Origin of the sequence: Streptomyces sp. NBC_00885, assembly GCF_045207475.1 — a bacterium.
In the GTDB taxonomy this organism is placed as follows: domain Bacteria; phylum Actinomycetota; class Actinomycetes; order Streptomycetales; family Streptomycetaceae; genus Streptomyces.
Map to the genome: position 1 here is coordinate 3640356 of NZ_CP108796.1, position 17858 is coordinate 3658213.

17 protein-coding genes are annotated in these 17858 nt (G+C 69.7%); 4 read left to right on the plus strand and 13 right to left on the minus strand.

Translation table 11 applies throughout. The features are described from left to right. Positions 1 to 2: 2 nt before the first annotated feature. The 5 genes from folK to OHA61_RS16320 all read right to left on the minus strand — a co-directional run bounded on the left by folK (position 3) and on the right by OHA61_RS16320 (position 4548). Positions 3 to 602 carry a 2-amino-4-hydroxy-6-hydroxymethyldihydropteridine diphosphokinase gene (gene folK / locus OHA61_RS16300; protein ID WP_266479713.1) on the minus strand — a complete coding sequence of 200 codons (600 nt, stop codon included), beginning with the start codon at positions 600 to 602 and terminating at the stop codon, positions 3 to 5. Beyond that, positions 599 to 958, minus strand: coding sequence for a dihydroneopterin aldolase (gene folB, locus OHA61_RS16305; RefSeq protein ID WP_406303614.1), 360 nt, complete (start codon positions 956 to 958; stop codon positions 599 to 601). Before folB ends, folK begins: the two co-directional genes overlap by 4 nt. Positions 959 to 1151: 193 nt before the next feature. Next, the gene (locus OHA61_RS16310; RefSeq protein WP_361902830.1) at positions 1152 to 1598 is read right to left on the minus strand and encodes a nuclear transport factor 2 family protein; all 447 of its coding nucleotides are present in this window, start codon (positions 1596 to 1598) and stop codon (positions 1152 to 1154) included. Then, a complete protein-coding gene (gene folP, locus OHA61_RS16315; RefSeq protein ID WP_406303615.1) occupies positions 1595 to 2452 on the minus strand; it encodes a dihydropteroate synthase in 858 nt (285 codons plus the stop codon). Before folP ends, OHA61_RS16310 begins: the two co-directional genes overlap by 4 nt. Positions 2453 to 2715: 263 nt before the next feature. Next, positions 2716 to 4548 (minus strand): phosphatidylglycerol lysyltransferase domain-containing protein, encoded by a 1833-nt coding sequence (locus OHA61_RS16320; RefSeq protein ID WP_406303616.1) that lies wholly within the window; start codon positions 4546 to 4548, stop codon positions 2716 to 2718. Positions 4549 to 4695: 147 nt separating this feature from the next. On the opposite strand from OHA61_RS16320, the gene OHA61_RS16325 reads away from it, so the two are divergent. Beyond that, a complete protein-coding gene (locus OHA61_RS16325; RefSeq protein WP_406303617.1) occupies positions 4696 to 5808 on the plus strand; it encodes an alpha/beta hydrolase in 1113 nt (370 codons plus the stop codon). Between the two features lie 74 nt (positions 5809 to 5882). On the opposite strand, the gene folE is transcribed toward OHA61_RS16325, so the two are convergent. The 6 genes from folE to dacB all read right to left on the minus strand — a co-directional run bounded on the left by folE (position 5883) and on the right by dacB (position 13253). Beyond that, a complete protein-coding gene (gene folE / locus OHA61_RS16330) occupies positions 5883 to 6488 on the minus strand; it encodes a GTP cyclohydrolase I FolE (RefSeq protein WP_266479725.1) in 606 nt (201 codons plus the stop codon). Positions 6489 to 6618: 130 nt separating this feature from the next. Then, positions 6619 to 8640, minus strand: a complete 2022-nt coding sequence (ftsH, locus tag OHA61_RS16335; RefSeq protein WP_324988002.1) for an ATP-dependent zinc metalloprotease FtsH — start codon at positions 8638 to 8640, stop codon at positions 6619 to 6621. A 161-nt stretch (positions 8641 to 8801) separates the two neighbouring features. After that, entirely contained in the window at positions 8802 to 9341 is a 540-nt protein-coding gene (hpt, locus tag OHA61_RS16340) for a hypoxanthine phosphoribosyltransferase (RefSeq protein WP_142215096.1), read from the minus strand. A gap of 38 nt (positions 9342 to 9379) precedes the next feature. Beyond that, complete coding sequence (gene tilS, locus OHA61_RS16345) at positions 9380 to 10447, minus strand: tRNA lysidine(34) synthetase TilS (RefSeq protein WP_324988000.1); 1068 nt, start codon at positions 10445 to 10447, stop codon at positions 9380 to 9382. A gap of 189 nt (positions 10448 to 10636) precedes the next feature. Next, positions 10637 to 11782, minus strand: a complete 1146-nt coding sequence (locus tag OHA61_RS16350) for a zinc-dependent metalloprotease (RefSeq protein WP_406303618.1) — start codon at positions 11780 to 11782, stop codon at positions 10637 to 10639. Between the two features lie 67 nt (positions 11783 to 11849). After that, positions 11850 to 13253: a D-alanyl-D-alanine carboxypeptidase/D-alanyl-D-alanine-endopeptidase gene (gene dacB, locus OHA61_RS16355; protein ID WP_406303619.1), complete on the minus strand. Its 1404-nt coding sequence runs from the start codon at positions 13251 to 13253 to the stop codon at positions 11850 to 11852. 86 nt (positions 13254 to 13339) lie between these two features. On the opposite strand from dacB, the gene OHA61_RS16360 reads away from it, so the two are divergent. Continuing rightward, on the plus strand, positions 13340 to 13834 hold the full coding sequence (locus tag OHA61_RS16360; protein ID WP_108151010.1) for an inorganic diphosphatase: 495 nt from the start codon (positions 13340 to 13342) through the stop codon (positions 13832 to 13834). 246 nt (positions 13835 to 14080) lie between these two features. Further along, entirely contained in the window at positions 14081 to 15730 is a 1650-nt protein-coding gene (locus tag OHA61_RS16365; RefSeq protein ID WP_406303620.1) for a threonine/serine exporter ThrE family protein, read from the plus strand. Positions 15731 to 15748: 18 nt separating this feature from the next. Here the strand turns inward: OHA61_RS16365 and OHA61_RS16370 are convergent, their stop codons facing one another. After that, complete coding sequence (locus OHA61_RS16370; RefSeq protein ID WP_406303621.1) at positions 15749 to 16447, minus strand: DedA family protein; 699 nt, start codon at positions 16445 to 16447, stop codon at positions 15749 to 15751. Positions 16448 to 16632: 185 nt separating this feature from the next. Here OHA61_RS16370 and OHA61_RS16375 point away from each other — a divergent pair, with 185 nt between their 5' ends. Continuing rightward, entirely contained in the window at positions 16633 to 16998 is a 366-nt protein-coding gene (locus OHA61_RS16375) for a YbjQ family protein (protein WP_406303622.1), read from the plus strand. 34 nt (positions 16999 to 17032) lie between these two features. Here the strand turns inward: OHA61_RS16375 and OHA61_RS16380 are convergent, their stop codons facing one another. Further along, positions 17033 to 17791: a MerR family transcriptional regulator gene (locus OHA61_RS16380; RefSeq protein WP_406303623.1), complete on the minus strand. Its 759-nt coding sequence runs from the start codon at positions 17789 to 17791 to the stop codon at positions 17033 to 17035. Positions 17792 to 17858 lie beyond the last annotated feature (67 nt).

Genomic DNA, 17858 nt, shown 5'->3' on the forward strand with positions numbered 1-17858 from the left:
GACTACTCGGGGAGACGGAGTTCCAGGTCGGCCCGGGCAGCCACGCCGTCCTGTGCGACGCCGGCCAGCAGCTGGGCGACCGCTCCGCGGCCGGGCAGCTGTGCCTCCGGCTCGACGTCGTGCCACGGCGCGAGCACGAACGCCCGCTCGTGGGCGCGCGGGTGGGGCAGCGTGAGCGCCGGGTCGTCGGAGACCACATCGGCGTACGCCACGATGTCGACGTCGATGGTGCGCGGACCCCAGCGCTCCTCCCGGACCCGGTCGAAGGCCTCCTCGATGGCCTGACCGCGCTCCAGCAGGGAGGAGGGGGGAAGCGTGGTCTTGATCACGACCACCGCGTTGAAGTACGAGGGCTGACTGCCGGGCTCGACGCCCCACGGCTCGGTCTCGTAGACGGGGGAGACGGCCTTGACCCGCAGGCCCGGGGTGTCCTCGAGCGCGTCGATCGCGCCCTGCAGGGTCTCCAGGCGGTTGCCCAGGTTGGAGCCGAGGGAGATAACCGCCCGTTTCGGGTTGGACAGGGTGACATCCGCCGCGTCGACCTGTTCCACCACGGAGGCGGGCACCGGCTGCACGGTCGGGTCGCTCTGGGTCGCATTCATACTCGGCTCCGGGTGATCGTGATGGTCACGTCGTCGAAGGGCACCGCGATCGGCGCGTCCGGCTTGTGCACGACCACCTCGACCTCTTCGACGCCGTCGTGCTTGAGGCACTGCTGCGCGATCCGCTCCGCCAGCGTCTCGATCAGGTCGACGGGCTCGCCCTTGACGACCGCGACGACCTCCTCCGCGACGATGCCGTAGTGCACGGTCTTGGCCAGGTCGTCGCTGGCCGCCGCGGGGCGGGTGTCGATGCCGAGCACCAGGTCCACGATGAAGGTCTGGCCCTCCTGGCGCTCCCTGGGGAAGACGCCGTGGTGCCCGCGGGCCTTGAGGCCGCGCAGCGCGACACGATCCACGCGAATCACTCCTGCTGTCGTTGGTCTTGCGGGCACACTGCCGCGTGCGGGCGGCACGGTGTCCACAATCGAATCTACCTGCGGGCACCGACAGTGCCCGCCAACGGGGGCTGTGGACGAGTACCCCGCGAGGCTGGTAGCCGCCCCTACCCGGAGGGCCGGATTTCCAATCCCCGAAGGCCCGCCTACCCACTTATGAGGGGGTTTCGTCGTCCTCTTCGTCGTCGCTTTCCGCCAGAACGGGTGATCCGTGATGTGACCAGATCTTCCAACCGTCCGATGTGCGGCGGAACACATTGGTGGCGACGACGAGCTGCCCGACGAGGGGGCCGAGTTCGCCGCTCTCCTCGGCGGGACCGCCGCTGAGGATGTTCTCCGTACAGGTCACCAGGGCGGTGTCGCCCGCGAGGCTGACCTTCACGTCCGTGAGGAAGAACTGGATGTACTCGGTGTTCGCCATGATCAGGGCGTACGAGCGGAGCACCTCGCCGCGGCCGGTGAGGACCGGCCAGCCGGGGTGGATGCAGGAGATGCCCTCGTCCAGCCAGAGGCCGGAGAGTTCCTCGAAGTCACCGCGCTCCATCGTCTCGTAGAACGTGGTGTTGGCCTCTTCGACCAGCTCGACGTCGGTACGGCTCACCGGGCACCCTCGACGGCGCGGGCGACGCGGACGGCGTCTGCCGTGGCGCGCACCTCGTGCACGCGTACGGCCCAAGCGCCCTCGTGGGCCGCGATGGCGGACACGGCGGCGGTCGCGGCGTCCCGCTCGCGGGCCGGTGGCGGGGCGCCCTCCCTCGCCAGTACGTGGCCGAGGAAACGCTTGCGGGAGGCGGCGACGAGGAGGGGGCGGCCGAGCGCACGGAGCTCGTCGAGGTGGGCGACGAGGGCGAGGTCGTGCTCGGCCTGCTTGGCGAAGCCGAGGCCGGGGTCGATGACGATGCGCTCGGGCGCGATGCCGCCCGCGACGACGGCGTCCATGCGGGCGCGCAGTTCGGTGACGACTTCGGCGACGACGTCGGTGTAGACGGCGCGGGCGTTCATGTCCTGGCTGAAGCCGCGCCAGTGCATGACCACGAAGGGGACGCCGGTGGCGGCGACGGCGGGGACCATGCGGGGGTCGGCGAGGCCGCCGCTGACGTCGTTGACGAGTATGGCGCCCGCGGCAACGGCTCGTTCGGCGACGGAAGCGCGCATGGTGTCGACGGAGACGGTGACGCCCTCTGCGGCGAGGCCGCGTACGACGGGGATGACGCGGCGCAGCTCCTCGTCCTCGTCCACGCGACTGGCGCCGGGCCTGGTGGACTCGCCGCCGACGTCGACGAGGTCGGCGCCCTCGGCGACGAGGTCGAGGCCGCGCTTGACCGCGGCGGTGGTGTCGAACCAGCGACCGCCGTCGGAGAAGGAATCGGGCGTCACATTGACGACCCCCATGACCGCACAGCGATCCCACTCCGGCAGGCCGCTGGCCGTGCCCCGTCCGCGCAACGTACTCATACGCCCAGCCTAGGCCCGTGGGGCGGGCGGGACGTCACACCGGTGGCGGACGACGGTTTTGTCCCCACCTGCGTGCCCTGTGAATACGGGGGTGTGGGGGGCACCCGTGCGCACCCGTAGCCCGCCCCGTGCGAGGCGGCGGCTACGCGGCGACAGCGGGCGCCTGAGCCCGGCCCCCGGTCGGGGGGCGGGGCTCAGGCGCCTCCACACGAACCCTGCCGTCCCGGGCGGCGGGCGGGGCGGCAGGGCTGGCCATCGCGGCGCTACGCCGCCTGAACCTCGCGTTCCGGCTGGTGGACCGTCATGTGCGCGCACGGGCGGGGCTGGCGCGGCGGGCGGCGGCGCGGGAAGAGGCGCGGGAGTGCGACATTGACGAAGCCCTCCGCCTGCATCGCCGCGAAACCTATCCGCGGCAGGTCGCGCGTGTTGCGGAAGACCACGAAGCGCGGCTCCCAGCGCGGCTGGAACTTCGCGTTGAACTTGTACAGCGACTCGATCTGGAACCAGCGGGAGAGGAACACGAGAAGTCCGCGCCACATCCGCAGCACCGGGCCCGCGCCGATCTTCTCGCCGCGTGCCAGTGCCGAACGGAACATCGCGAAGTTCAGCGAGACCCGCTCGATCTTGAGCTCGGGCGAGGCCTGCAGGGCGGCCACGATCAGGAGTTCGTTCATGCCCGGGTCGGCCGAGCGGTCGCGGCGCATCAGTTCCAGGGACATGCCGTCCGGCCCCCACGGAACGAAGTGGATGATCGCCTTCAGGTCGCCGTAGGGAGATTCGCCGTCCTCCTTGTGCGCCGTCGCGATCACCGCGTCGCCGTCGGCCGGGTCGCCTATCCGGCCCAGGGCCATCGAGAAGCCCCGCTCCGTGTCGGTGCCCCGCCAGTCCGCCGCGGCCAGACGGATGGCCGCCAGCTCCTCGTCGGACAGATCACGGGCGCGCCGTACGCGCGTGGTGTACCCATTGCGTTCGATGCGCTTCACCATCTGGCGTACGTTGCGCATCGCGCGCCCGGTGAGCGAGAAATCCGCGACGTCCACCACCGCCTCGTCGCCGAGCTCCAGCGCGTCCAGTCCGGTCTCCCGGGTCCATACCTCACCACCGGTCTCCGAGCAGCCCATCACCGCCGGGGTCCAGGAGTGCGCCTTCGCCTCGTCCATGAAGCGTTCGATCGCGCCCGGCCACGCCTCGACGTCGCCGATCGGGTCGCCGCTGGCGAGCATCACGCCGGAGACCACGCGGTAGGTGACCGCGGCCTTGCCGCTCGGCGAGAAGACGACTGCCTTGTCGCGGCGGAGCGCGAAGTGCCCGAGCGAGTCCCGCCCGCCGTGCCGGGTCAGCAGGTCGCGCAGCCGGCGCTCGTCGTCCTCGGTGAGGCGCGCCGCCGGGTGCTCGGGGCGGAAGGCGAGATAGATCGTGGTGACGGCCGTCAGCAGGCCGAGCGCGCCGAGGGAGTAACCGACCGTCCAGGACACCCCGTCGGCATAGTCGACGGGACCCTCGAAGCCGAACAGCCCGTACAGGACATGCTCCAGGCGGTCCGTCAGGCTGGGGCTGCCGACCTCGTTGTGAGGATGTGCGCTGACGATGACCAGGCCGAGGCCCAGGGAACCGGCGCCCATGAGGATGAAGTTGGCGAGCGCCTTCCAGCGGCTGCGCGGGTCGGGCAGCGCGGCGAACTCACTGCGGTGGCGCAGCAGCAGCGTCAGCAGCAGCAGCGAGACCAGCGCGCCGATCACCGAGTGGCGGTAGACGAACTGCCCGACTGCCCCGATGGGCAGCAGGATCACCGCGGCCCGCCAGGCACGGCGCTTGTGCCGCTTGAGCCCGTGGGCGAGCAGCAGAAGCAGCACGCCGACGCTCAGCGAAAGCGCCGCGGCGAAGGGCCCGGTGGCCCCCGGCAGCACCTCGGCGAGCGTGTGCATACGGCTGTGCCGGAACCGGGGGAAGACCCCGGCGGCAATGTCGATCAGGCCGACGAGTGTGCAGGCCGTGCCGACCAGCGAAGGAACCACTTCCGGTCGGGGGCCGCGCAGAACGCGACGTACCCGATCCGGAACCGATCCTGATTTGTCCCCATCTACCGTTGCAGACATCGCTTCCCGTGACTCCGCGAGAGATCCTGTGTCCGTGCGCCGCAGTTCAGCGGGCTCCGGACGATTTGCGTTCTCTAGGACGGCACTTTCGGGAGGCGGGTTCACTCACTCACAAGAAATTCTCAAGGAAGAAAGCTCACGCGACTCATGGGTCTGACCAGTAACAAAGTTCTGGCCTTGGCCATCCTCGTGGCCGTGGTGCTGTTCGGCGTCACGATCTGGCTCTGGCCGCGGCTCGCGCGGCGCAGCTGGCGGGCCGTGACCGGCAGGATCGGCCTGCTGCTCGCGACCCAGCTGGCACTGTTCGCCGCGGTCGGACTCGCCGCGAACAACTCGTTCCTCTTCTACGGCACCTGGTCCGACCTCTTCGGTCAGGAACAGGACATGGGCGTGGTCGTCGACCACTCGGCCGGCGGCAAGCGGATCAAGGTCGTGGAGAAGAAGAAGCTGGATGTTCCGGGCAGCTCGCGGCCCGCGACGGGTGGTCAGATACAGAAGATCGTCGTTGCGGGCGAGAAGTCCCGGATCGACAGCCCTGCCTATGTCTATCTGCCCCCGGAGTACTTTCAGCCGAAATACCAGAAGAGCACCTTTCCGGCAGCCCTTGTGCTCACCGGATATCCCGGTACGGCCGAGAACCTGCTCAAGGGGCTGAAGTACCCGAGGACGGCCTTCATGCAGGCCAGGGAAGGCCGGATGCAGCCGATGATCCTGGTGATGCTGCGACCGACCGTCGCGCCGCCGCGGGACACCGAGTGCGTGGACGTACCGGGCGGGCCGCAGACCGAGACCTTCTTCGCCAAGGATCTTCCGAAGGCGATCTCTCAGACGTACCGCGTCGGCACCCAGCCCCGGAACTGGGGTTTCATCGGGAACTCGACCGGCGGCTACTGCGCCCTGAAGATCGCGCTGCACCACCCGGAGCAGTTCGGAGCGTCCGCGGGCCTCTCCGCGTACTACAAGGCGGCCGACGATCCGACGACCGGCGATCTCTTCCACGGCGACAAGAAGGCGAAGAGCCGCGCGAATCTGCTGTGGAGCCTGGACCATCTGCCGCAGGGCAAGTCGTCGTTCCTGGTGACCAGTTCGAAGGGGGGCGAGGGCAACCTCAAGCACACCCTGCAGTTCATCGACAAGGTGAAGGCTCCGGCGCGCGTCTCGTCGATCATGCTCGACAGTGGCGGGCACAACTTCAACACCTGGCGGCGCGAGATCCCGCCGGCCCTGGAGTGGCTGAGCAGCCGGCTCAGCGCGTCGTAGACCTCAGCAGCGCACAGGGGCCCGCCGTCCCGGACAGGGCAGGGCCAAGGTCCTGTCCGGCCGATCTTGCCGGGCTAGCGAGCCATGATGAGGCTCATGGCCTCATTGCGCGTAGCGAGGTCGCGCAGCTGGCCGCGCACCGCGGAAGTGATCGTCTTGGCACCCGGCTTGCGGATGCCGCGCATCGACATGCACATGTGCTCGCACTCGATGACGACGATCACTCCGCGCGGCTCCAGTATCTCCATCAGCGAGTCGGCGATCTGGGTGGTGAGCCGCTCCTGCACCTGTGGGCGCCGGGCGAAGACGTCGACGAGGCGGGCCAGCTTCGACAGTCCGGTGATCTTGCCGTCGGTCGACGGGATGTAGCCGACATGCGCCACACCCCTGAACGGGACCAGATGATGTTCACAGGTTGAAAAGACTTCGATGTCCTTCACCAGGACCATCTCGTCGTGCCCGAGGTCGAACGTCGTCGTCAGGACCTCTTCCGGCTTCTGCCACAGGCCCGCGAATATCTCCCGGTACGCCCGCGCCACCCGCCCCGGCGTCTCCCGCAGGCCCTCCCGGTCCGGGTCCTCCCCGACCGAGATGAGGAGTTCTCGCACGGCGTTCTCGGCCCGCTTCTCGTCGAACTCGCCGATCGTGCCCTCGCCGTCCAGCGTCACGGGGTCGGTCATCTGTGCCTCGTTCCTCTTGCTCTTGCGTGCGGGCAGACGAAAATGCCGCGTCCCCCAGGCTAAAACTTGGGGGACGCGGCATTCATTCCGGGCCCTGTGCGGCGCCGTGCGACCACAGCGCCGGAAGGGATCAGCCCTCGGGACGCTCCTCGGGGACCGCCTCGATGGCCGGGACGGTGTCCGTCGGGGCCGAGCCGTTGGAGCCGACGGCTCCGTTGGTCAGCGCCAGCTCCTTCGGCGAGAGCACCGGCGGCCGCGTCGACGGCGTGCGTCGCGAGGAGCCGGTCCAGGCCGGGCGGGCCGGGCGCTTCACGATCGGCGCGAAGATCTCGGCGATCTGCTCCTTGCCGAGGGTCTCCTTCTCGAGGAGCTGGAGAACCAGGTTGTCGAGTACGTCACGGTTCTCGACGAGGATCTCCCACGCCTCGTTGTGCGCGGTCTCGATGAGCTTCTTGACCTCTTCGTCGACCAGCGCGGCGACCTCTTCCGAGTAGTCGCGCTGGTGAGCCATCTCACGTCCGAGGAACGGCTCGGTGTTGTCGCCACCGAACTTGATGGCGCCAAGACGCTCGGTCATGCCGTACTGCGTGACCATCGCCCGGGCCGTGGCCGTCGCCTTCTCGATGTCGTTGGCCGCACCCGTGGTCGGGTCGTGGAAGACGAGCTCCTCGGCCGCGCGCCCGCCCAGCATGTATGCCAGCTGGTCGAGCATTTCGTTGCGGGTCGTGGAGTACCTGTCCTCGTCCGGCAGGACCATGGTGTATCCGAGCGCCCGTCCACGGGACAGGATCGTGATCTTGTGGACCGGGTCGGAGTTCGGCGAAGCCGCCGCGACCAGGGCGTGACCGCCCTCGTGGTACGCGGTGATCTTCTTTTCCTTCTCCGACATGATCCTGGTCCGCTTCTGCGGGCCCGCCACGACGCGGTCGATCGCCTCGTCCAGGGCGTGGTTGTCGACAAGCTTCTTGTCGCTGCGCGCCGTCAGGAGCGCCGCTTCGTTCAGCACGTTCGACAGGTCCGCGCCGGTGAAGCCGGGCGTACGCCGGGCAACCGCGCCCAGGTCGACGTCCGGGGCGACCGGCTTGCCCTTCTGGTGAACCTTGAGGATCTCCAGACGGCCCTGCATGTCCGGCCGGTCGACGGCGATCTGCCGGTCGAAACGGCCCGGGCGCAGCAGCGCCGGGTCGAGAATGTCGGGCCGGTTCGTGGCGGCGATCAGAATGACGCCGCCCTTCACATCGAAGCCGTCCATCTCGACGAGCAACTGGTTGAGGGTCTGCTCGCGCTCGTCGTGTCCGCCGCCCAGACCCGCACCGCGGTGCCGGCCGACGGCGTCGATCTCGTCGACGAAGACGATCGCCGGGGCGTTCGCCTTTGCCTGCTCGAAGAGGTCGCGCACTCGGGACGCACCGACACCGACGAACATCTCGACGAAGTCGGAGCCGGAGATCGAGTAGAAGGGGACACCGGCCTCGCCCGCGACAGCGCGGGCGAGCAGCGTCTTGCCCGTACCGGGCGGGCCGTACAGCAGCACACCCTTCGGGATCTTGGCGCCGACCGCCTGGAACTTGGCCGGCTCCTGCAGGAACTCCTTGATCTCGTAGAGCTCCTCGACCGCCTCGTCGGCCCCCGCCACATCGGCGAAGGTCGTCTTCGGGGTGTCCTTGGTGATCAGCTTGGCCTTGGACTTCCCGAAGTTCATGACTCGGGAGCCGCCGCCCTGCATCTGGTTCATCAGGAAGAGGAAGACCACGACGATCAGGACGAAGGGCAGCAGCGAGAGCAGCACCGAGACGAACGGGCTCTGCTTCGACGGCGAGACGGTGTAACCCTTCTCGATGTCGCCGGCCTCGTACTTCGTCTGGAGCTTCTCCGCCAGATCGGCACCCTGGGTGCCGATGTAGCTCGCCTGGATCTTGTCGCTGCCCTTGACCTTCTGGCCGTCCTTCAGATCAACCTTGATGATCTGTTCGTCGCCGGTGGTCAGCTTGACCTGGTCGACCTGGTTCTTGTCGATCGCCTGGACGACCTCGCCGGTGTCCACCGTCTTGTAGCCGCCGGACGAGCCGACGACCTGCATCAACACGACCACGGCGAGGACGGCCAGCACGATCCACATGACCGGCCCACGGAAGTATCGCTTCACGTCCATCCATACGGAGCGGAAATCGCCCCGTCCCTCCTGCCCGTAGGTAAATGCTGCTGTGAGAAAAGACTGTTCTTCGGACGGTACCCCAGCATTGTCACCCGTGGCCGCCTTCCCTTGCTCCAACGGCGGGAGAGGGACCAGGGTTCCCGTGCTTTCGGGGGGCTTCAGCCGCCGTACACGTGCGGTGCGAGCGTGCCGACAAACGGCAGATTGCGGTACTTCTCGGCGTAATCCAGTCCGTACCCGACGACAAACTCATTGGGAATGTCGAAGCCGATCCACTTCACATCGATCGCGACCTTCGCGGCATCCGGCTTACGCAGCAGTGTGCAGACCTCAAGAGAGGCCGGCTCGCGCGAGCCGAGGTTCGACAGCAGCCACGAAAGCGTGAGGCCGGAGTCGATGATGTCCTCGACGATCAGGACGTGCTTGCCCTTGATGTCGGTGTCCAGGTCCTTGAGGATCCGGACGACGCCCGAGGACTGGGTGCCCGCGCCGTACGAGGACACCGCCATCCAGTCCATCGTGACGGGGGTGGACAGGGCACGCGCCAGGTCCGCCATCACCATCACGGCGCCCTTGAGGACACCGACGAGGAGCAGGTCCTTGCCCGCGTACTCTGCGTCGATCTTCGCGGCCAGCTCGCCCAGCTTCGCGTCGATCTCTTCCTTGGTGATGAGCACCGACTGGAGGTCGGCGCCCATGTCCTTCTCGTTCACCCGGGTCACTTTCGTTTGCTGCGTCAGCCTTGCCGAATGACCAGTCTGCCACCCTGCCGTCGTGCCTCGACGCGGCCGGGCAGATTGATGGCGCCCTGGCCGCGCCAGCCCGTGATCAGCCGGTCGACTTCCTCGACGTGCCGGGCGAAGAGCGAACCGGCGGGCGCTCCGGCCTCGATGACGGCCCGGCGCAGGATCCGGCGGCGCACGGCGGGCGGCAGCGTGTACAGCTTCGCGCACTCCAGGCGGCCCGCGTCGTCCCGTACGGCGGCGTCCGCGTCGGCGGCCCAGGTGTCCAGGGCGTCGGCGTCGTCGCGGGAGAGCTGTGCGGTACGGGCGAGCGCCTCGACGACGCCCTTGCCGAGCGCCTTCTCCAGAGCGGGCAGGCCCTCGTGGCGCAGCCGGGAGCGTGTGTAGGCCGGGTCGGCGTTGTGGGGGTCGTCCCAGACGGGCAGCGACTGGGCCATGCAGGCCTTGCGGGCGGTCTGCCGGTCGAGCTGGAGGAAGGGGCGGCGGTAACGGCCGGCCGCCCCCGAGACGGCCGCCATCCCGGAGAGCGAGCGGGTTCCGGAGCCGCGGGCGAGACCCAGCAGGACGGTTTCGGCCTGGTCGTCGCGGGTGTGGCCGAGCAGGACGGCGGCGGCGCCGTGGCGCTCGGCGGCGTCGTCGAGGGCGGCGTAGCGGGCGTCGCGGGCCGCGGCCTCGGGGCCGCCGTCGCGGCCGACTCGTACGGAGATGGCTTCGACGGGGTCGAGCTGCATCGCGGTGAGCCGGGCGGCGACCTCGACGGCGCGGAGGTCGGAGCCGTCCTGGAGGCCGTGATCGACGGTGATGCCGCCGGCCCGGACGGAGAGTTTGCGGGCCTCGAAGGCGAGGGCGGAGGCGAGGGCCATGGAGTCGGCGCCGCCGGAGCATGCCACCAGGACGAGCGGCTGCTCGTCTGTGGGCGCGTGATGGAAGGAGGAGGCCGAGCGCGCGGGGGCCGCGTGGCCGACGGAGCGCGCGAGCCGGTCGGAGTGTTCGGTGAGTACGTCGTGGAGTACGCGGCGGACCGCCAGGCGTATCGCCGCGACCGCAGGATGGGGACCCATGTCCGGTGCCCTTCGTGAAAAGTTGGGGGGTGCCTCGGTCGGTTGTCGGGACGGGAGGATCAGTCACTCAGAGTGCGTCGATGGTGACAGAACCGAGCCGATACCCGAGCATTGCACGCCTACCCATTGCCTACGGTCCCTCGGATGGGTGATTAGGGGGGCGTCCTTCTGCCGTCGGACGCCGCCCGCTCACGAGTCTGCTTTACGGTGCACCCTCGCGACCCAGTCCGCGGGTTTGGCGATCTCCGCCTTGGTGGGCAGCGTGTTCGGAGACGTCCAGACGCGGTTGAATCCATCCATTCCGACCTCCTCGACGACGGACCGGACAAACCGCTCGCCGTCGCGGTACTGGCGCAGCTTGGCGTCGAGGCCGAGCAGCTTGCGCAGTGCCTGGTCCAGACGGCTCGCGCCACGGGCCCTGCGCTGCTGGAACTTCTCGCGGATCTCGGCGACGGAGGGCACGACATCGGGTCCGACGCCGTCCATCACGAAGTCGGCATGCCCTTCCAGCAGGGACATCACGGCGGTCAGCCGACTGAGGATCTCGCGCTGCGCGGGGGTCTGGACCAGCTCGACGATGGAGCGGCCGCTCTCGTCCTCCTCGCCCTCGGGGCGGGCGCCGGAGAGCGACTGGGCGGCCTCCCGGAAGCGCTCGAGAACCGTCATCGGGTCGACCTCGGTCTCGCCCAGAAATGACTGGATCTCGCCCTCGAGATGGTCGCGCAGCCAGGGCACGCCGGTGAACTGGGTGCGGTGGGTCTCCTCGTGGAGGCAGACCCAGAGCCTGAAGTCGTGCGGGTCCACTTCGAGTTCACGCTCGACATGGACGATGTTCGGGGCGACCAGGAGCAGGCGGCCGCCGCCGGAGCCCGGGTCGGAGGGGTCGCCCCCCGGCAGTTCACGGGTGGCGGGCGCGAAGGTCTCGTACTGACCGAGGACCCGCGAGGCCAGGAACGACAGCAGCATGCCCAGCTCCACGCCGGTGACCTTGCCGCCGACCACTCCGAGCATCGCGCCACCGGCGCTGCCCGAGCGGCGCTCCTGCATCTTGTCCAGCAGCGGCTTCAGCAGTTCGCGGAAGCCCGCGACATTCGCCTGGATCCACCCGGCCCGGTCCACGACGAGGACGGGGGTGTCCTTCGGTTCGTGGCCGTCCGGGATCATCCGGGTGAAGCCGCGCACATGCAGTTCGGACGCCTTGGCATGCCGCCTCAGCTCGGCGACCACGGCCCGCGCCTCCTCCCGGCTCACGTCGGGTCCGGGCCGCACGAAGCGGGTCGCGGTCGCCACGGCGAGGTTCCAGTCGACCATCTCGGCACCACCGATGCTCGTCATGCGTCAACCGTACGTTGTCGGCTCCGGGAGCGGTCAGGTGTCGGCAACGGCCGGTTCGCCCATTGAGTCACGAGGCCAGCGCGTCCGCCAGCCGGTCCAGAGCGGGCTGGGCGACCTCCTTGGACGGGGTGTTGGCGGCCATGAAGGCGAAGGCGAGGAGGCGTCCGTCCGGGGCCACGACGGTGCCCGCCAGGGTGTTGACGCCGGTCAGGGTCCCGGTCTTGGCGCGCACCAGGCCGGTGCCGGGCGAGTTGCTGCTGTAGCGGCTCTCCATGGTGCCGCTGAAGCCCGCGACCGGCAGGCCCGTCAGGACCGGGCGCAGTTCGGGGTGAGCCGGGTCGGCGGCGCGGGCCAGCAGCGCGGTGAGCAGCCCGGCGGTGAGCCGGTCGTCCCGGTTCAGGCCGCTGCCGTCGGCGATGCGGGCGCCGGCCAACGGGAGCTTCAGCTTGGCCAGTTGCCCGGTGACGGCCCGTCCGCCGCCCTCGAAGCTCGGCTCCTCGCCGGTGGCGACGGCGGTCTGGCGTGCCAGTGCTTCGGCGATGTCGTTGTCGCTGTTGGTCAGTGCCCGTTCGACCAGGGCCGACAGGGGCGCGGAGAGCCACTTGGCGAGCGGGGCGGACCCGGCGGCGGGACGGCCGGGGGCGGGGGCGGCGGACGTGGCGATGCCGCGCTCCTTCAGCAGCCGCTCGAAGGCGCGGGCCGCGTCTTCCGCCGGGTCGGGGCTGCGGTCCACGGGCCCCGTGCTCTTCTCGTCGGACCGCCCCTCGCCCACCATCAGTGCGCTGACCGGGGCGAGGTTCGGGTTGCGGCCGATGGGGTGCCGGAGGGGCCCCTTGTAGAGCGAGGTGTCGTACGCGAGCCGGACGGAGACGACCCCGCGCTCACGCAGGGCACGGGCCGTACGGTTGGCGAGTGTCCGCAGTCCTGCCGAGTCGAGGCTCGGGTCTCCGCCGCCGACCAGTGTGAGCTGCCCGGCGTCCTTGGAGGCGAGGACCGTGGTGGGAATGCGGTGGTCGGGGCCGAGGGCGGACAGGGCGGCGACCGAGGTGGCGATCTTGATGGTGGAGGCGGGGGTCATCGGGTCGAAGACCCCTTGTCCGTACAGCTGCTTGCCCGTCGCGAGGTCGATGACGCATGCCGTACGGACAGTCCCGAGCCCGGGAGCGCCGAGCAGCGGCGCGAGCACGTGGGCGAGGTCGGCGGTGCCGGCCTTCGCGGCCTTGGCCGTGGCGTTCGAGGGGGCGCCGAGAGCGGCGAGCACACCGGGTGCGCTGGGCGCGGGAGCCGGGTCCTGCCGCGCCGGTGTCCCGTGATGTGCGCCACCCACCGGATTCCGGGCAGCCGCCCACTCCTTCTCGGCCTTACGCTGGCCGGAGTCCCAGGGACCAGCGGCGGCCACCGCCCCGGCGGCGAGGGCGAGGCCGGCCACGGCGGCGCCCGCCGCGAGCTGCCATGTACTGACCTCTGGCACCTCGCACCATCCCCTTTCGCGATCACACACCTGCGTGAGGGACACTTAACCACCAGACGTATGTGTTGATCATGGAGGAGCCACCCGTGGAGTTCGACGTCACCATCGAGATCCCGAAGGGTTCGCGGAACAAGTACGAGGTGGACCACGAGACCGGTCGGATCCGCCTTGACCGTCGACTCTTCACCTCGACCAGCTACCCGGCCGACTACGGCTTCGTCGAGAACACCCTCGGCGAGGACGGCGACCCGCTGGACGCGCTGGTCATCCTTGACGAGCCGACCTTCCCCGGCTGCCTCATCAAGTGCCGCGCGATCGGCATGTTCCGGATGACGGACGAGGCGGGCGGCGACGACAAGCTGCTGTGCGTGCCTGCCTCCGACCCGCGCGTCGAGCACCTGCGCGACATTCACCACGTGTCCGAGTTCGACCGCCTGGAGATCCAGCACTTCTTCGAGGTCTACAAGGACCTGGAGCCCGGCAAGTCCGTCGAGGGTGCGAACTGGGTCGGCCGCACCGAGGCGGAGGCGGAGATCGAGGCCTCCTACAAGCGCCTGGAGGCGCAGGGCGGCGCGCACTGAGCACGTAGCTCTTCGGCATCGAGCTGACGACGGGCGGGGCACCGACGGGTGCTCCGCCCGTCGGTGCGTGGTGCGACGGCTCGGCGGCCGGAGGCCGGCGCAGCGGCGCGAAGCCTGGGAGGCGCCCCGGCGCCGAGCAGTGCGAGCGGCGCGTCAAGAAAGGTGGTGCCGCCCGTCGTGCGTGCGGCCGCTGGCCCACACCCATACTGAGCTGACACGCGACACAAGAGGGAGCGAGGACAGCACGTGGTGGCGGAGCCGGAGGGTCCGGAAGACCGGAAGCCTCAGTCCGACGAGGCGCACAGCGCCTTCACCCCGCCGCCCGGGGTGGGTGCCCCGGATGTTCCCGAAGAGGACCATCCCTCCTCGGAGTTCGCCGTTCCGGCCGGGATCGGCACCGAGGGCCCTGCCGGGCCGGAAGGTTCCGCCTTCGCCCTGCCGAGCACCTACAGCGCCAAGAGCTCGCCGCCCGCGTTCACACCCGCGCACGGCATCCCACAGGTCCGGCTGACCAACCACGCCCCCTGGCAGGACCGGATGCGGGCGATGCTGCGGATGCCGGTGGGCGAGCGGCCCGTGCCCGAGGCCGTGCAGCGGCACGAGGAGGGCGGCCCGGCCGTCCCCCGCGTGCTGGACCTGACGCTGCGTATCGGGGAGCTGCTGCTCGCGGGCGGCGAGGGTGCCGAGGACGTCGAGGCGGCCATGTTCGCCATCTCGCGTTCGTACGGACTCGACCGCTGCGAGCCGACCGTCACCTTCACCCTGCTGTCGATCACCCACCAGCCCTCGCTCGTCGACGACCCGGTGACGGCGAACCGGACCGTACGGCGCCGGGGCACCGACTACACCCGGCTGGCGGCGGTCTACCGGCTGGTCCACGACATCAGCACCGAGGAGTCGGAGGTCTCGCTGGAGGACGCCTACCGCCGCCTCGCCGAGATCCGCCGTAACCGGCACCCCTACCCCGGCTGGGCGCTCACCCTGGCCGGCGGCCTGCTGGCGGGCGCGGCGTCCGTGCTGGTCGGCGGTGATGCGCTGGTGTTCCTGGCGGCCGCGATCAGCGCCATGCTCGGCGACCGGCTGGCCTGGCTGTGCGCCGGGCGCGGACTGCCGGAGTTCTACCAGTTCGTCGCCGCGGCCATGCCGTCCGCCGCGATGGGCGTCGCGCTGACGCTGTCGCCGCTGGACGTACGCGCCTCCGCGGTGATCACCGGTGGCCTGTTCGCGCTGATCCCGGGGCGGGCCCTGGTCGCCGGCGTGCAGGACGGCCTGACCGGCTTCTACATCACCGCGGCGGCCCGCCTGCTCGAGGTCGGCTATCTGGTGGTCGGCATCGTCGTCGGCGTACTGAGCGTGCTCTATCTGGGCCTCGCGCTCGGCGCGGGCCTGAACCCCGAGACGGCCATCCACAGCGTCGACCGGCCCGTCGTGCAGACGCTGGCGGCGATGGCACTGTCGCTGTGCTTCGCCGTGCTGCTCCAGCAGGAGCGGAACACGGTGCTGTGGGCGACGTTCAACGGCGGCATCGCCTGGGTCGTGTACGGCGCGCTCGCGAACACCGCGGGTGTCTCGCCGGTCGCCGCGACCGCCGCGGCGGCCGGTCTGGTGGGCCTGTTCGGGCAGGTGCTCTCGCGCTACCGGTTCGCGTCCGCGCTGCCGTACGTGACCGCGGCGATCGGGCCGTTGCTGCCCGGTAGCGCGACGTACTTCGGGCTGCTGGAGATCGCCAGGAACGATCTGAACTCGGGCCTCACCCAGCTCACCAAGGCCGCCGCCCTGGCGCTGGCCATCGCGATCGGGGTGAACCTGGGGGGCGAGCTGTCCCGGCTGTTCCTGAGGATGCCGGGTGTTCAGGGTCCGCTGCGCCGCGCGGCCAAGCGGACGCGCGGATTCTGAGCGGGCCGGGAGCGGGGCTCAGCGCTTGGCGTGGCGGCCGCGCTGCGCCGGGGGCACATCGTCGTCGGCCGGTCCCGCGGCGGCTGCCGCCTTCTTGTTCTTGGAGCGGGCCCGCAGGAACTCGATCGCGATCGGGATCACCGAGAGCAGCACGATCAGGACCAGCATCGCCTCGATGTTCTTGTTCACGAACTCGACCTTGCCGAGCGCCGCGCCGAGCAGCGTCACACCCGCGCCCCAGAGCGCGCCGCCGATGATGTTGAACGTGATGAACGAGCGGTAGTTCATCCGGCTCACACCGGCGATGATCGGCGTGAACGTGCGCACGATGGGCACGAAGCGGGCCAGGACCAGCGACTTGGGACCGTACTTCTCGAAGAATTCGTGCGCCTTCTCGACGTTCTCCTGCTTGAAGAGCCGGGAGTCGGGGCGCTTGAAGAGCGAGGGGCCGACCTTGCGGCCGAAGAGATAGCCGACCTGGTCACCGGCGACGGCCGCGAACACGACCAGCGCGCACACCGCCCACAGCGGGAGTTCGTCGAGCTTGCCGGTCGTCACCAGCAGGCCGGTGGTGAACAGCAGCGAGTCGCCCGGCAGGAAGAAGCCGATGAGCAGGCCGGATTCGGCGAAGACGATGACCAGGACCCCGATCAGGCCGAAGGTCGCGATCAGATAGTCCGGGTCCAGCCAGCTCGGTCCGAGCGCAAGGGTAGTCACGAGGTCCGGGCTCCTGAGTCGATAGTCGGTCGATCGTCGATTCGGCCGTCGATTCGGCGTGGTCGGCCACCCAAAGCTATCAACGCATCGCGGCTGTTCCACGTTCCGCCCGCTCGCCCAGGATGCACTGTGCCCCCTCTGGGGCAAAGCTGTGCGTCACAGGCCCGTACGGAAGGTGGACGCAGATGGGCATCGAGGATTACGGCGGCGGACAGGGTCCGCAGCCCGAGGTACTGGTCGTCACAACGAACGATGTACCGGGATTCCAGGTGCAGCAGGTCATCGGCGAGGTCTTCGGCCTCACCGTGCGCTCGCGGCATCTGGGCAGCCAGATCGGCGCCGGTCTCAAGTCGATGATCGGCGGCGAGCTGAAGGGGCTGACCAAGACCCTGGTCGAGACCCGGAACCAGGCGATGGAGCGCCTGGTGGAGCAGGCCCGCTCACGCGGCGCCAACGGTGTGCTGATGTTCCGCTTCGATGTGTCGGAAGCGGCGGACGTGGGCACGGAGGTCTGCGCGTACGGGACGGCGGTGGTCCTGGCCAAGAGCTGAGGAGCCCCGGGCCAGGACGCTCGGGCCCGGAGCCTCAGCTGCCCCGCACCGCGTTCGCGAGGATCGCGTCGCGCAGATGGCCGGCGAGCCCCGGCCGGGTCCTGTCGTAGAAGGCGCGGAACCGCTCGTCGGAGACATACATCTCGCCGAGTCCCGTGTGGATCTCGTAGGTGCACTCGTAGAACCACTTGGTGATGTGCTGCCGGTGCTCCTCGGCCATGTCCATGGCCCGCTCACCGGTCGCCGGTTCGCCGTCCGCCATCAGGGCGTCGTAGCGGGCGCCCCAGTCGGCGAGCTCGTCCTGCATGCGCTTCCAGTCGTCCTTGGTGTAGCGCGCGGCCCGCCGCTGCGACTCGGCGTACTGAGCTGTGCCGCCCCAGCGCTCTTCGGCCTCCTCGGCGTACTGCTCGGGATCGTGGTCCCCGAAGACCTCGAACTTCTCCTCGGGCGTGAGGTTGATGCCCATCTTTCTCGCCTCCATGGCTTGTTCGACGGCGGCGGCCATCTCCTGCAGCCTGGCGATCCGGCCGGTCAGCAGCTCGTGCTGCCTGCGCAGATGTTCGCGCGGGTCCGCGTCCGGGTCGTCGAGCAGGGCCGCGACCTCGTCGAGCGGGAAGCCGAGCTCCCGGTAGAACAGGATCTGCTGCAGCCGGTCGAGGTCGGCGTCCTCGTAGCGCCGGTGGCCCGCGTGGCTGCGGCCACCCGGACGGAGCAGTCCGATCTCGTCGTAGTGGTGCAGCGTGCGCACGGTCACTTTGGCGAATGCGGACACCTGTCCCACGGAGTAGCTCATGGCCGTCCGCTCCTTCGTCTCTCGTTTCGCGTCTCAGCCTCACGCCTCACGTTGCGTGAGGTGCAAG

Excerpts from the sequence above, each read along its gene's own strand:
- hpt (WP_142215096.1), bottom strand. The coding sequence starts at position 9,341 with ATGGGCGCCGACCTCCAGTCGGTGCTCATCACCAAGGAAGAGATCGAC.
- folK (WP_266479713.1), bottom strand. The coding sequence starts at position 602 with ATGAATGCGACCCAGAGCGACCCGACCGTGCAGCCGGTGCCCGCCTCC.
- OHA61_RS16350 (WP_406303618.1), bottom strand. The coding sequence starts at position 11,782 with ATGACGAGCATCGGTGGTGCCGAGATGGTCGACTGGAACCTCGCCGTG.
- tilS (WP_324988000.1), bottom strand. The coding sequence starts at position 10,447 with ATGGGTCCCCATCCTGCGGTCGCGGCGATACGCCTGGCGGTCCGCCGC.
- folE (WP_266479725.1), bottom strand. The coding sequence starts at position 6,488 with ATGACCGACCCCGTGACGCTGGACGGCGAGGGCACGATCGGCGAGTTC.
- ftsH (WP_324988002.1), bottom strand. The coding sequence starts at position 8,640 with ATGGACGTGAAGCGATACTTCCGTGGGCCGGTCATGTGGATCGTGCTG.
- OHA61_RS16380 (WP_406303623.1), bottom strand. The coding sequence starts at position 17,791 with ATGAGCTACTCCGTGGGACAGGTGTCCGCATTCGCCAAAGTGACCGTG.
- OHA61_RS16375 (WP_406303622.1), top strand. The coding sequence starts at position 16,633 with ATGGGCATCGAGGATTACGGCGGCGGACAGGGTCCGCAGCCCGAGGTA.
- OHA61_RS16325 (WP_406303617.1), top strand. The coding sequence starts at position 4,696 with ATGGGTCTGACCAGTAACAAAGTTCTGGCCTTGGCCATCCTCGTGGCC.
- OHA61_RS16320 (WP_406303616.1), bottom strand. The coding sequence starts at position 4,548 with ATGTCTGCAACGGTAGATGGGGACAAATCAGGATCGGTTCCGGATCGG.
- folP (WP_406303615.1), bottom strand. The coding sequence starts at position 2,452 with ATGAGTACGTTGCGCGGACGGGGCACGGCCAGCGGCCTGCCGGAGTGG.